Consider the following 13,157-nt stretch of genomic DNA (forward strand, 5'->3'; position numbering starts at 1 on the left):
AAACAACCTCTAAAAATTTAATTTGATGGTGTATATCGCTTATCTAGTTTGTCACGATGAGACTGAAAAATATCTTCGAGAGAAATATCATAGTTGTTGGCAATCACAATAAGGTTTCCTAGAACATCCCCAAGTTCTTCTGTTAATTCTTGTTTTTGTTGTTCTAATGTTCCCGTACTTTCATCTGGTCTGTCTCTACCAATTTCAAGCTCTCTTATAGCTCTTGCAACTTCCCCTGTTTCCTCAGCTAAAAAACCAATTCGAATAAAAATGTCTAATTCAGACCATCCTCGTTGTTCATAATACGCTTTAACCCATTCCTGAAACTCAATAACATTCAAGATTTCCCCCTCCTTTAATAGTCCCCTTTTAGCCTATCAGAAAAAACTATATAATGAGAAGGAAAATCAATATATTTATAGTTTATCGGAGGTTATTAATTTGGAATGTATAGCGGTTTTTTGTGGTTCAAGTAATGGAGCGTCTGATATTTATAAAGAAGGTGCCATTCAATTAGGAAAAGAATTAGTCAGGCGTAATATTACATTAGTGTATGGTGGTGCAAGTGTGGGAACTATGGGGGCGGTAGCTGATACTGTCTTAGAAGAAGGTGGGAATGTCATAGGTGTTATACCAAGACTTCTTGAAGAGCGTGAAATATCTCATCAAAATTTAACTGAATTATATACCGTAGATACCATGCACGAAAGAAAAGCGAAAATGGCAGAATTAGCGGATGGATTTATTGCATTACCCGGCGGTCCGGGAACTTTAGAAGAGTTTTTTGAAATATATACATGGGCGCAAATTGGATTACACCAAAAACCTTTTGGGCTTCTTAATATTAATGGATACTACAATCCTCTTGTTGACCTACTTGACCATATGGTAGAGCAACAATTTTTGCAGGAGAAATATCGCTCATTAGCTTTATTAAATTCAAATCCTAAAGACTTAATTGATAAATTTAATACATATGAACCACCAACAATAAAAACCTACAACAAATAAACAGTTGCGATAGCACTCAGGTCATTTGTGAATTTCAGAAACCTAAAAAGCTTACTCCCCTTGTTATATAGGAGGATTAGGCTTTTAAAAGTAAATATTTCTAAAGCTTTTCTAATGGTAAAAATCCGTTGGCGAAGAATGGCAAAATGCTTTGTCTTTAGATAGAGTGACCCCTATATTCCACTACCTATGTCGTCCCCCTTTATAGAAAAATCACACGTTTGTTATTCGACAGGATTTGACCTCTTTATATAATATATCCCATTATTAATTATAAGCAGTAAAAAAATGTAGAAATATAGAAAATTATGGTGCAAAATAGTATTTAGACAAAACAACTAAATAGGTTAATTTAGTCATAAAACCTTCAGGAGGAAACAAAATGGAACTCGCATCAATATTTTTTGGATTTATTATAGCCTATTTTGCTTACACACAATCAGGCTTAAGTAGTAGATTAGGTTGCGCCGGTTGGCTAACTGTATTTTGGGGATTTTGGATTTGCGGTGCTTTGTTAGCATTTTTTATTATATTGATTACAGGTTTTTTAGCAAAGTGGATATTTATAGGATTTATTGTTTTACTATTAATCTCATTTTTTAGAAGAAAGTAATCATTAGGAAGAGTAGTATTTGCTAATTAATTAGATTCACACAGTATTTTATCTATAGATGTCACTTTAATCTCTACATAAATTTTACTCCATACTTATATATTCTTGCGATAATTACTTTAATCCTATTGTACATGATACCTATAATATACCTATTAATGGTAACTTCTCAATGAGAGAATGAAATGGATTGCATCAAGAATATTCTGAAGCCAATATAAAATATGATAGTGGCTCTCTTATGATAGAGTTGGATTCCTTTCTTGTCCGGAGTGGACCAAAAAATGCCAGTGTTGGACCTAACCTATTTCCTACTAAAGTAAACCAAACAACGCAAAGAATTATACTGTCCTTCTCTAATGAACAAATCAACCTCTTTATTTCAACAGGGTCTGAATCCTTTATTCTACTTTGTTTTTACAGGTTCTTTTATTTGTTCAATTACTTCGTGGGGCCACTGAAGTGATTCTAAAAAACCAATAGCGGGGAAGTACACACCATCCTTATGTAGATAACGTGCTATTCCCTTCTCCGCTCCGCCTTCCAAAATCTCTATTACTATGGTAGTGAATTACTTAAAGTATTGGTATATTACATACTTCCTGTTTTATCTAAATGCTGAATAGGCTTATAGGTTTAGATGATGAGGTTAACTAGGTAGGATGTAGACAAAAAAAGTAGGAAAATTGATAATAATAAGATAATAATTGTAATTCTTAATCAACCAGAGAAATGGAAGTTAAAATTTTCAGTTGATTATAACTTGTTTTCCCTAATGAATCTAGTCATCATTGGAGTGGGTTTGACAGAAACAGTAATAAACAACAAACCCTACAGTGTATATGGCATTTAATCTATGTATGAAATGACAGAATGATTATTATGTTAATGAATAATTGGAATATGACTTGTTGAACTAACGGTGCAGGATAATTTAACAAGGAATTGGATTTTTATGGTATATTATGATGGAATGGAGGTAAAAAAATGAGTCTGTCATTTTTTGGTTTTCTTAGTATTATGTGTGGTTTCTTAGTAATGATAAATAAAAACAAATTTTATTGGTTAGTTGTACCAATGGGGTTTAAAAATAACTCCAAAGTTGCAATTGGCTTTTATTTACTTCTTGGAGCTGGATTATTGATTAGTGGTGTTGTCAATATTCCATACATTAATCACTTTGTTTTACCTGCCTTGGTTTTAGGGCTTTCTTTATTTACAATCTTGGTAATAAATTCTAAAAAGACTAACGAGGCAAGTTAGTAAAAATCTTTTTTATTATAAAAAACTACATATCAAATTGAACTTAATATCTTATTCATCGGGCGCAAATGTTCATTAAAAGGACCGTCATATATTATTGGCGATCCTTTTATTATGTAGAGAAAGTGCCATGATAACTTTATCTTCAAATTGTTGTATATTATTTCCTCCAAAGCTTCTTGCGTTACAAATAAGCGCTTCAATAATCATTCTTCATCGACAAAATATAAGAGAATTTCTAAATGGAACAGAGAACAATATAGTCTAAAAATATTTATTATGTTAAGCTAACGGGCGCTTTACTTTAATAAGATCCATAATCAAAAGACATACCATTTCATACATAGATTAAATGCCAAATACACCCTACAATCTTAGAAACTCCTATTGTGCTTCATGATGTTTGGCAAAGCATTCTTTCAGTTTTCATTGGTAATAAGCATGAAACACTGAATTCCTAGGCAATTTACTTCCTTTTGCTACTTGCACTTGTTGTACTGCCAAGTTATAAAACAAAGCGTTCAGCGCATGATTTCCCTGTTTGCTTTTTTTTGTTCCTTGCCTTTCCCACCAGACCCAAAGTAAACAGGCGCAACCCCCTCAAATCGTGCAAATTACTGTAAAATAGCTGTTCAATGCTCTTAATGTCACAGCCATATTCCTTCAACTCTCGTTGTATCAAGACCTTTACAATATCCAACCGCCATAATCGGCTTGTGTTCAGCACCACTAAATAATCAATTTGGACAGACGAAAGGTGAGCCAACATTTCCTGTAAGCCCACCCTGTCTATTTCTAATGCCTCTTCATTTAGTTTTGCGCCACTAATTCCTTCATCTCTAAACATATGTATCAAGGTTAAGCCTTGTTCCTTACAATATGCTTTAATTTCATCTTCTTGATATTTCAAGCTATATCCATCTCTTGCCTGCCCTTGAGTTGAGACTCTTATATACCCAACAACGTTTAACTTTTCACTCTTCCGTTACATAAATTTTAATTTTCGTAACGCTTTTTAACGAATAGCGAGTATTATACGACCCTCTCTAGTAAAAATACAACCGAAAAATTATTAGTCAAAAGTTGTAAAGGAATGGCCCTTCTCGTTATCCATTCTTTATCACACGAGCGTGTACGCTCTCGTTAGATTGTTAGCCATTCCATATCATAACTACCCCTGCCAGGTAAATTGTCATCTCGCCCCTTTTTCGTTCTTGTTCAGTTCTCCAAGTATCAAAAGATACTCCATGAAGGTACAACCTTCATGAGTTATGAATTTCACAAGTAACATCACTCACTTTTTCCCCAATTATTTATCCGAGTTATTTTCTATCTCTTTTAAAAAATCTGGATCAATCCATACTTTTTTCACTTTATATCCTTCTTCTGATTCCTTTAGGTCATCTCTCTCAATAGAATTTAAAAATTCATTAAATGTTTCTGTAATAAAATACAAATCATTAATAGTTATTTTTCCTTCTTCGTAGTTAAGTTCTTCTTCATGATTCCAAAAGTATACATATCCATATCTATCTTCTGATAAATTTAAACATACCAAATTCCCACCTACATCTCTTCCAATTGGAATACAAGTATTAGGTATTCTACTTTTATATGTTTCAAATTGGCTTAGTAAATCATCGTCTGACCCTAATCCAAACATAGATGTCAAAATAAACGTTTGCTTTCCATTTTTAAAATAACTACTAATGCTATTTTTTACATAGCCACCATTATGGTGTCGCAAAAATTCAACGTAATCTTTTGGTAACTCATAACCAATTTTTTTAGAAAATATAATTAATTCATTTTCATTAAATCCTTCATTTGAAACTATATTAATCATAAAACACCTCCGCTATTTCTTCTAAGGTCTTAGACCTTTATTAATCAGCGAAGCACCACCAGTGTGCCTTACTGCTCCATGAATATCACTTGGAACCAACATCATTGTTTTTCCATCTTCTACATGATGCCATGTATATCCTGCTGGAGTATTTTTGAGGCCTAATACCTCATTTGCTTTTTTAAAATCATAATAATAGTCGCCGATTAATCCCTCTATTTCTAATTTTGCTTTTGAATAAGGACTAAAGTCAGGAAAGCCTTCTTTCGAAAACTTGACACCTTCAGGATACTTCTTGCCTAAATCACCACTTAGATTATAGACTTCTCCTTCATATTTCTTATTTATTATTCTTACCCCATCTAAAGCATTGTCTATACCCTTACCAGTTCCCCCACCACTATCCTTCACATCAATCTTACTAATCTCTACTATCTATTCTATCAAACTGACGCGTACCAAATCCAATTCCACTAAAAGCTAAACTATTAGAACTGGTAAGTCATTAGCATTTTTTATGTAGACCAAGCATAAATTTCTCACAAAAAACAAAAAGCACCTGCTGCCTATCAGACAATCAAGTGCTTAAAGTATATTAAATAAGTGTTACTAACTTACGGGCATTCTATCAAGGATTAGATACTACCAACAAGTTTCTATTCTGTTAACATATTTAAAAAATCTTCAAAGCTATTACTTACAATATATGTTATAGGATTTAAATCTGAAGACTCTTCATGATTCCAAACGCATACAATAGGCTCTTCAACCTTGTTACGATAGTCTAAGCAAACAAAGTCACCTGCAAATAAAACAGCTATTGGTAGCAGTTCAGTACCTATTAAATTTTCATCAAAAACAATTCTTTCGTCTAGTTGTGTTCTAACTACTCCTATATCGTAATACTCATCATCTCTTTCCCTAGTTATTTTTAATATACATAAAAACCTATCAATCGCATAAATATGGCTATTACACTTAAAACTATCCTTTATAGGAGTTCCACCATTATATTTTTTTATAAATTCTTTATATGTTTCTGGTAAATTTATTCTCCACTTACCTTCCTTTTCAGAAAGCAAAGTATCATCCGGCAAGGGATAAATTATTGATCCATCCTTAAATTCCATTTCCATACCTCCACAATATATTATCCTAGAGTATCTTATTGGATTGAGAACTTCCTTTACTTTGAACTTTTTCCAAACATCAAAAGCACTTGATGTCCCAAATGGTAATCAAGTGCTTTTGATTATTTTTCTTCAAAATTCTTCATTCTTTCTATCAAATCCAATTCTATCTGTTCTTTATTTTTATTTAAGTACTTATACTCAAAATATTGAATTCTGGCTGTTGGACCAAAATCACTATCATGCCAATTGTTATAATCAAAATGCACATTCAATTTACCTGTATTATCGACTAATAATGTAACTGAGAACCATGATTCTTGTCCGTTTTTAATAAATACTTTTTGGAGTTCAACTGTCATTTCAAATAATCTAAGCAATTCTTTATTGTAAGCTCTCTTATCTACATTATATAATTTTGGGATATAGTGAGAATAAATGTTTTGTTCTTCATCTGTAGGTTTAAAAAAGAAGAAAACTCCTCCCGATTCATCCTTAACCTCTCCATTAAAACTGAAACTTTCCCATTCAGTTGGAATCATATCATTTATTTGTTGAGCAATTTGATTATATAACCTAGTTAATTCTGTTTCAAAACTCATTATAGTATCAATCTCCTGGTTTATTCGCAATCTCTCGAATTACAGTGAATTCGCCTTCTATTTCATATTCAACTATAAAAGAATCGGTCGCATAGAATTATTAGAATAACTGGGTTCAATGTCCATTATGGTATAATCATCATGAGTTATGAAAATCATTAGCATATTTTTATATTGTCTATACTTCATAAAAAACACTTGATGCCTAAAATGGCAATCAAGTGCTTACTTCCATACTCTAAAATTTATCCATTATTAATATCACATGTAATTCCCTATATTTTCAACTATTACTCTATTTGTTTCTATATGATGGTACAACCTTCATGAGCTCTTGATTTTAATGTTTATTTTCTTAAATTCTTAGTCATGTAACTTATCTAAAAAGTCACTAAATGTATCTGCGATATAAAATACATTTTCTCTTGCTAATTCTTCTACTTGTTCTTCTGTTAATCCTTCTTCTCGCATTAACATTTCTTTTTCACCAGCATTTTCATGTTCCCAAAATACTACCTTAGGCTTTTTTTTATCCTCTTTATAATCAAAACATATTAAATTCCCTGAGGGATCAAAAGCAATTGGAACTAATTCTTTTGGTAAAGTTAACTTATAATCATTATAAACAGATACTAAAAACTCATCATTATTTTCATCAAATGATAGCAACGTACCGAATACTTTTTCTCGATTTTCCACATCAAATAATCTTGGTTCTGCATTCGCCCCATTATTTATAGCCACACACTCTATATAATCACTTGGAAACTTAACACCTAAATTATCACCGACTGTTTGCACTACCTCTCGACTTACAGGCTCGTCTGCAAACTCCCATTTAATTTTACTCACCTAATACCATCTCCCCACAATTTATTTCCACCTAAATGATTTACATCATGTACTTTTGATACAACCAACTGCATCTTTCCTGGTACCTGATGATGATGCCAGGTTAATCCTTGTATTCTTTCTTTTCCTGCATTTATTTGAGCCAGTTGCTTTGGAGTAAATATGTCTCTTGATACCTCGCCAGCTTCGATAGCTTTTTGTAAAGCTCTAGTACACTCTTCAAATTGCTTTAAATCTTTCACTATATACATTTCTTTATCCAATGTCGTTTGAAATTTAACAGCATCTCCTTTAAAAATTGGAAAGCCTAATATGTCATAATCTACACCTTTCATGTGTGTACCTCCCGCTAATGTTTTGTTTAATATATTATTTTTAGGTGAGGCATTTAAATATTCATCTACGTGCCCTACTACTGCTTTAAATTCTTCAACACTATCATAACCTTTAGGTACAATTGACCTATTAACCATATTCCCATCTATATCGTAGTCATTTTTAATTACGTCGTCAATTTCTGATTTATGAACAGAATTACCAGTACCCTTTCCAATTCCCCCACCACTATCCTTCACATCAATCTTACTAATCTCAACTCTACTATCTATTCTATCAAATTGTCGCGCACCAAATCCAATTCCACTAAAAGCTAAACTATTAGAACCCGTAAGATTCTTCATATTATTAATCAGATTGTTAAAATTCTGAGATGTCGCTACCATCGGTCCTTTGATCATTTTTCCATAGGACTGACTTATTATATTCCGAAGTCTAGTTGGCATTAGATTATAAGTGGTTTTAGAAATAGTCTTCCCAGCTGCAGTACCTTTGTCAGCAAGCTTGCCCAACTTACCGGCCTTCGCTAGCTTATCCAATCCCTTCGCACCTATAAGTCCTATAGCGACTTCCCCTAACATCTCAGACCTTTTCAACCCATCCGCTTCAACAAAGGTGTGATAGTAGTCCTTCCCAGCATCTACCATACCTTCAATCGATATGTTCTTAAATGACTCTATCGTTTGTATCGGATTCGTCGCCATACTGTACAGACCTTGAAATGTACCGATAGCTCCATTTAACATACCTTTTCCAAAGCTCTCGGTGAAAGCATTTGCTTTGAAGTAGCTATTAATCAGGGAGTCCCATTCCTGATCAGCTAGCTTATCGCCCAACTCCTTCAAATCAGGATCTACTCGCCCCATATACTTCCAAAAGTAAGGAGACTTTACCACATCGGTTGCCGCTGATTTAGCTAACTGTTCCACTTTTTCTTGCGCCACGACATTTATGATTTTCGCTAAGGTTTTGGGATTGCTCGTAACGATAAAGTAATTGATTACGTAAAGTGAATCACCCACTGTTAAATAGCCAAAAGGAAAATGATTTACTTGAAAATCGAAAGCTCATGATGGTTATACCATCATGGATTATAGTTAAACGGAAAAAAATTATAAATGAGATTGCTGAAAATCAAAAACTCTTGATGGTACAACCATCAAGAGTTTTTATAATGATATTTTGTTTATAAAAAATTGCCATATCACTGGGAGTAGTTAATAAACTAACGAATTGACAATCTATCTTAAAAATCTTCTTCCCATGCTTCTTTTGCATCCAACAACCTTTGTGATAAAAACTCATAAAAATCCTTTGCTGTATTGTAGTCATCAAGTCCCCCTGGTCTATTCCACGCTATTACCGGGCACTCATTATTCTCCATTTCACTGATATATAGACAATAAGCATATTCTCCAGCATCTTCAATAACTACTAAATCCTTGTCCATTCCTAAATCTCTATATCTCTTTGTATTAACAATAACAGGAGTTCTATTTGACTTAGCCACTCCTAAAATATCAACTCCAAATAACCCACCAGAACCATAGGTAGTTAAAAACCACTTATAACTTTCTGGTAATTCCACCCCTAGCTCATTTTGGATTGAATTAATTTGACTTTCATCTACTCCACCTGTAAAGTCATCTGATTCCTTATGTTCATTAATAAAGTTTATTAATTCCTCTTTATCCAATCAAGGTTCCTCCTTTTACAATTCACTTTTATCTATTTGCTTAGCTCTCCATCTCCAATATTTACTTCTGAAGTTGTCATATTGCTTTTTTAATACAGGATCATTTCTAAAGCTCCCACCATTCTCCACCAAACCATGCAAAATTTTATTATATTCATCATGCATACTTGGAGGAAGGGAAGTACCATGCCTATTACAATCAAGCTAAAGGAAATCCTTAAAAAACGTGATCTTTCACAACGTGAATTGGCACGAATGACAGGGCTTCGCCCTAATACAATAAGCCATCTTTGTTCAGACAACGTAGATAGGGTATATCTATCAACATTAGAAACTATGCAAAGTGTTAGACAACGACATTCAGGAGTTAATCGAGGTTGAGTAGTCCTCTTGCTATAGTAATCGTTCTATGTACGTAAAAGTTGCGAAAATTTTAATAAGAGTAGGAAAACAAAGGTATCGTATTAGAGAATAAAAATGGTGATAACTAATGATTTTGTAATTACTTTTAAGAGGTAGAATACATTAAATAGGTTATACGTTTTAAAGGTGTTGTACGTACTTTATAATTTGTTAAAACATTATATAGAGATTACGAGGCTTATCTTCACTCTGAAAATAATAAGTCGTTTATTCGGCACTAGGTAGCCCCCACAAAAAAAACCTTGAAATGCATTTTGCCAATCAAGGTTTCTAAAAAATCACATCATATCTTAGGTATATCAATCTCTTTGCCTGGAGTCTTACTAATTAAAACATCAGGAAGGTCTGGGTTATTCTTTTTTAACTTATACTTCTGAATTTTTGTTAATTCAGGGTCAAAGGAAATGTCTTGTGATTTAAAGTTTAAGCTCAATAGTTTATTAAAAATCTTTCTCAAAAAAACTTTCCATTCCTCTAATGAAGAACTTGAAATTTCATCTGAACTCTCTAATAAACGATAACCATCTGCATAATGGAACATTAGTAAACCTGTCCCTAAATCACAAGCCTCATTATCTAAGATGACTGTTGGTACATCAAACCCACTATTCCAATTATAACTTGCAGCAAAGTAATGGAGTATTAGTGGATTATCCACTTTTTTTAACTGGCTGATTAAAATATTTTTATCTGTATTATAAAGCAACCCCACAAGATAAGTAATTTCTGAGTTAACCATCAACTATATCAATTCTCCATACCTTTAAAATTAATCTTACTCATAATTTGTAGCAGCAATAAAATCAAAAGCATCTGTTGAACTAATTTCATTTTTATATTCAAAATTATATATTAAAATTACTGCATTATATGATTTATTTAAGTTTATACTTTTCTGGATTTTTGGGATAACAATTTCTTCATACGAACACCCATCTAATAATGCTGAAATATCACTACTACTATTCTTATAGACCGCTTTTTCTATAGTATCCTCATCTGTTTCATCCATATCAATATTAAAATCGATAAAGAATTGGGAAGGGACAGACTCGCCATCCTCATCATACGTTAAATCAGCGTACTCTCCTATTGAGTCCTCATCGTTAATATTCCCTAACCAAATTGAAACCCATCCTTGTTTTTCCACTATAGTAGCCTCCTACTTTAATCTTTTAATCTTAGACCTTGTGGTAAAGACGAAACTCCACCCTCTAATCTATAATCAGCCCAATTATTAAGTCGTCTAACAAATGTATTATAGTCGCTAGAAGTATCTATTATTGCTAACAATTTATTATGTGCTTTAATTGAGCCTAACCCTCCATGTACACCGTTTGGATTGACAAATTTGACATCGGATATAGCTGTTCTTAAATCCTTAATCTCTTCAGCACCAATATTCCAATACTTAAATTGAGTCGCCCTTGAAACTAAGTGCCACTCATGTAAACCTCCAGGTTCTCTAAGCTGACGTTCAATTTTCTTTCTAATCTTTTTATCTTTCCAAAGTTCGTCTAGTTCACTACTTGTAAGGGAATTGAAAAATTTATTAAAGTTTTCACTCTTTGCAGTTGGTATATCATCGACAGTTACTTTGGGTATATCTTTATTACCTATACCCTTACCAGCTCCCCCACCACTATCCTTCACATCAATCTTACTAATCTCAACTCTACTATCTATTCTATCAAACTGTCGCGCACCAAATCCAATTCCACTATAAGCTAAACTATTAGAACCCGTAAGATTCTTCATATTATTAATCAGATTGTTAAAATTCTGAGATGTCGCATCGGTCCTTTGATCATTTTCCCATAGGACTGACTTATTATATTACGGACTTTCACAGGCATTAAGTTATACGTAGTTTTCGTGACAGACTTCCCAACAGCAGTACCTTTGTCAGCAAACTTTCCCAACTTACCAGCCTTCGCTAGCTTATCCAATCCCTTCGCACCTATAAGCGACTTCCCCTAACATCTCGATTTCTCCTAGGTATAGTATTTGAGAATATAGATGGTGGTAACTGATGGTTTTATGATTACTTTTAAGAGATAGAATACATTAAATAGGTTATACGTTTTATAAGTATTGTACGTACTAAAGAATTCACTTAAATCATATGGGGCATACTGAGGCATAACTACATTCTAACAATTCGGCACTAGGTAGTCCGATTAAAAAACAACCTTAAAAGGCATTCAGCCAATCAAGGTTGTTTTTCTCCTAATAATTCTATTTTGTTTTTATAGCTTCTTTTATTTGTTCTATTATCTCATAGAGCCACTGAAGTGGTTCCAAACCAACAGCAGGAAAGTACACACCATCTGCACAAGATTGAATGTAATCGTTCTTTTCAGTATCTGAATACTCACTTTGAATAAAATCCGTTAAAAAAGCAACAGCAGATTCCAAATACTCTTTACTTTCGTCAGTCAATAATTCTTCTAATGCCTCTTCTGGAGAATTTATATCCTGATGAAAAGTTCCAGCCAAGAACTGAAAAACAGGTTCTTCTATTTTGTTAGAAGACAACATAACATCTCACCCTTCAGTATTAATTTGGATAACCAGTTAGAATATAATTCCCCTTTCCATCTTTTTTTAAGACAATTCTAGCATTTGTCTTATTTTCAACAGTTGTAGAACCCCTTTTTACACCACGTCCAATGGTATCCGTTCCTTCATAAGTCAAGACTAAGTTTGATTTACTTTGAGGATTATTTAGCCAAGATTCAATTGCTTTCTTGTTATCTAAATCATTTAATACCTCACTAGCAACTCTCTCAGCAGTAGCCCTTTCTGTAAAAGTAGAAGAGCCATTTATTCTAGGATTATTTCTTATTCTTTCTAATAATTCAGCATCAGTTTTTCCAACATGTCTTTCAAGCAAATGCCCACCTTGTAACTCATGAGCAGCTAATCCACCACCCGGGGCTATAGAACTTTTATCGCCTTGCTTAACATTATCCGGACCCTTACCAGTTCCCCCACCACTATCCTTCACATCAATCTTACTAATTTCAACCCTACTATCTATTCTATCAAATGGTCGCGCACCAAATCCAATTCCACTAAAAGCTAAACTATTAGAACCGGTAAGATTCTTCATATTATTAATCAGATTATTAAAATTCTGTGATGTCGCCACCATCGGTCCTTTGATCATTTTCCCATAGGACTGACTTATTATATTCCGAAGTCTAGTTGGCATTAGATTATAAGTAGTTTTAGAAATAGTCTTCCCAGCTGCAGTACCTTTGTCAGCAAACTTGCCCAACTTACCAGCCTTCGCTAGCTTATCCAATCCCTTCGCACCTATAAGTCCTATAGCGACTTCCCCTAACATCTCAGACCTTTTCAACCCATCCGCTTCAACAAA

At 33.3% G+C, this 13,157-nt stretch carries 18 protein-coding genes and 3 pseudogenes; 4 read left to right on the forward strand and 17 right to left on the reverse strand.

From position 1 onward, the window contains the following. Positions 1–17: 17 nt before the first annotated feature. Entirely contained in the window at positions 18–341 is a 324-nt protein-coding gene (locus H7K77_RS19620) for a MazG nucleotide pyrophosphohydrolase domain-containing protein (protein WP_186579713.1), read from the reverse strand. Between the two features lie 100 nt (positions 342–441). On the opposite strand from H7K77_RS19620, the gene H7K77_RS19625 reads away from it, so the two are divergent. From H7K77_RS19625 to H7K77_RS19635, 3 genes are all read left to right on the forward strand, one after another. Then, positions 442–1,011 carry an LOG family protein gene (locus tag H7K77_RS19625; RefSeq protein WP_186579711.1) on the forward strand — a complete coding sequence of 190 codons (570 nt, stop codon included), beginning with the start codon at positions 442–444 and terminating at the stop codon, positions 1,009–1,011. 382 nt (positions 1,012–1,393) lie between these two features. Next, on the forward strand, positions 1,394–1,624 hold the full coding sequence (locus tag H7K77_RS19630; RefSeq protein WP_186580501.1) for a hypothetical protein: 231 nt from the start codon (positions 1,394–1,396) through the stop codon (positions 1,622–1,624). 987 nt (positions 1,625–2,611) lie between these two features. Further along, a complete protein-coding gene (locus tag H7K77_RS19635) occupies positions 2,612–2,887 on the forward strand; it encodes a hypothetical protein (RefSeq protein ID WP_186580503.1) in 276 nt (91 codons plus the stop codon). 429 nt (positions 2,888–3,316) lie between these two features. Here the strand turns inward: H7K77_RS19635 and H7K77_RS19640 are convergent. The 10 genes and pseudogenes from H7K77_RS19640 to H7K77_RS19685 form a co-directional block, all read right to left on the reverse strand. Further along, positions 3,317–3,498: pseudogene (locus H7K77_RS19640) on the reverse strand (transposase); the annotation flags it as partial. 5 nt (positions 3,499–3,503) lie between these two features. After that, positions 3,504–3,839, reverse strand: a pseudogene (locus H7K77_RS19645) (recombinase family protein); the annotation flags it as partial. 357 nt (positions 3,840–4,196) lie between these two features. Continuing rightward, positions 4,197–4,733 (reverse strand): SMI1/KNR4 family protein, encoded by a 537-nt coding sequence (locus H7K77_RS19650; protein WP_186580505.1) that lies wholly within the window; start codon positions 4,731–4,733, stop codon positions 4,197–4,199. A gap of 21 nt (positions 4,734–4,754) precedes the next feature. Beyond that, positions 4,755–5,144, reverse strand: a complete 390-nt coding sequence (locus H7K77_RS21785) for an HNH endonuclease (protein WP_235989021.1) — start codon at positions 5,142–5,144, stop codon at positions 4,755–4,757. 245 nt (positions 5,145–5,389) lie between these two features. Next, the gene (locus H7K77_RS19660) at positions 5,390–5,863 is read right to left on the reverse strand and encodes an SMI1/KNR4 family protein (protein ID WP_186580507.1); all 474 of its coding nucleotides are present in this window, start codon (positions 5,861–5,863) and stop codon (positions 5,390–5,392) included. A 122-nt stretch (positions 5,864–5,985) separates the two neighbouring features. After that, positions 5,986–6,465 carry an immunity protein YezG family protein gene (locus H7K77_RS19665; RefSeq protein ID WP_186580509.1) on the reverse strand — a complete coding sequence of 160 codons (480 nt, stop codon included), beginning with the start codon at positions 6,463–6,465 and terminating at the stop codon, positions 5,986–5,988. 363 nt (positions 6,466–6,828) lie between these two features. Next, entirely contained in the window at positions 6,829–7,317 is a 489-nt protein-coding gene (locus tag H7K77_RS19670) for an SMI1/KNR4 family protein (protein ID WP_186580511.1), read from the reverse strand. Beyond that, positions 7,314–8,675, reverse strand: a complete 1,362-nt coding sequence (locus H7K77_RS21790) for an HNH endonuclease (RefSeq protein ID WP_328701172.1) — start codon at positions 8,673–8,675, stop codon at positions 7,314–7,316. Before H7K77_RS21790 ends, H7K77_RS19670 begins: the two co-directional genes overlap by 4 nt. Positions 8,676–8,899: 224 nt before the next feature. Then, the gene (locus H7K77_RS19680) at positions 8,900–9,349 is read right to left on the reverse strand and encodes an SMI1/KNR4 family protein (RefSeq protein ID WP_186580513.1); all 450 of its coding nucleotides are present in this window, start codon (positions 9,347–9,349) and stop codon (positions 8,900–8,902) included. Positions 9,350–9,364: 15 nt separating this feature from the next. Further along, positions 9,365–9,514, reverse strand: coding sequence for an HNH/ENDO VII family nuclease (locus H7K77_RS19685; protein ID WP_235989022.1), 150 nt, complete (start codon positions 9,512–9,514; stop codon positions 9,365–9,367). A 21-nt stretch (positions 9,515–9,535) separates the two neighbouring features. Between H7K77_RS19685 and H7K77_RS19690 the strand changes: the two are divergent. Beyond that, positions 9,536–9,734 (forward strand): annotated as a pseudogene (locus H7K77_RS19690) (helix-turn-helix domain-containing protein). Positions 9,735–10,055: 321 nt separating this feature from the next. Here H7K77_RS19690 and H7K77_RS19695 read toward each other — a convergent pair. The 6 genes from H7K77_RS19695 to H7K77_RS19720 form a co-directional block, all read right to left on the reverse strand. Next, positions 10,056–10,511 (reverse strand): DUF4274 domain-containing protein, encoded by a 456-nt coding sequence (locus tag H7K77_RS19695; protein ID WP_186580524.1) that lies wholly within the window; start codon positions 10,509–10,511, stop codon positions 10,056–10,058. A 36-nt stretch (positions 10,512–10,547) separates the two neighbouring features. Next, on the reverse strand, positions 10,548–10,922 hold the full coding sequence (locus H7K77_RS19700; RefSeq protein WP_186580514.1) for an immunity 22 family protein: 375 nt from the start codon (positions 10,920–10,922) through the stop codon (positions 10,548–10,550). Between the two features lie 17 nt (positions 10,923–10,939). After that, positions 10,940–11,530: a hypothetical protein gene (locus tag H7K77_RS19705; protein ID WP_235989023.1), complete on the reverse strand. Its 591-nt coding sequence runs from the start codon at positions 11,528–11,530 to the stop codon at positions 10,940–10,942. An 8-nt stretch (positions 11,531–11,538) separates the two neighbouring features. Further along, a complete protein-coding gene (locus H7K77_RS19710; RefSeq protein WP_186580516.1) occupies positions 11,539–11,721 on the reverse strand; it encodes a hypothetical protein in 183 nt (60 codons plus the stop codon). A 289-nt stretch (positions 11,722–12,010) separates the two neighbouring features. Beyond that, a complete protein-coding gene (locus H7K77_RS19715) occupies positions 12,011–12,313 on the reverse strand; it encodes a contact-dependent growth inhibition system immunity protein (protein ID WP_186580518.1) in 303 nt (100 codons plus the stop codon). A 19-nt stretch (positions 12,314–12,332) separates the two neighbouring features. Next, positions 12,333–13,157: RNase A-like domain-containing protein (locus tag H7K77_RS19720; RefSeq protein ID WP_328701173.1), on the reverse strand; the 825-nt coding region annotated here is incomplete at its 5' end.

The organism is Aquibacillus kalidii (assembly GCF_014280935.1).
GTDB classification, from domain to species: Bacteria; Bacillota; Bacilli; order Bacillales; family Amphibacillaceae; genus Aquibacillus_D; species Aquibacillus_D kalidii.

Bases quoted from the DNA above. Each gene is read 5' to 3' on its own strand.
- H7K77_RS19630 (WP_186580501.1), top strand. From the start codon at position 1,394: ATGGAACTCGCATCAATATTTTTTGGATTTATTATAGCCTATTTTGCT.
- H7K77_RS19635 (WP_186580503.1), top strand. From the start codon at position 2,612: ATGAGTCTGTCATTTTTTGGTTTTCTTAGTATTATGTGTGGTTTCTTA.
- H7K77_RS19650 (WP_186580505.1), bottom strand. From the start codon at position 4,733: ATGATTAATATAGTTTCAAATGAAGGATTTAATGAAAATGAATTAATT.
- H7K77_RS19660 (WP_186580507.1), bottom strand. From the start codon at position 5,863: ATGGAATTTAAGGATGGATCAATAATTTATCCCTTGCCGGATGATACT.
- H7K77_RS19665 (WP_186580509.1), bottom strand. From the start codon at position 6,465: ATGAGTTTTGAAACAGAATTAACTAGGTTATATAATCAAATTGCTCAA.
- H7K77_RS19685 (WP_235989022.1), bottom strand. From the start codon at position 9,514: ATGCATGATGAATATAATAAAATTTTGCATGGTTTGGTGGAGAATGGT.
- H7K77_RS19695 (WP_186580524.1), bottom strand. From the start codon at position 10,511: ATGGTTAACTCAGAAATTACTTATCTTGTGGGGTTGCTTTATAATACA.
- H7K77_RS19705 (WP_235989023.1), bottom strand. From the start codon at position 11,530: ATGAAGAATCTTACGGGTTCTAATAGTTTAGCTTATAGTGGAATTGGA.
- H7K77_RS19715 (WP_186580518.1), bottom strand. From the start codon at position 12,313: ATGTTGTCTTCTAACAAAATAGAAGAACCTGTTTTTCAGTTCTTGGCT.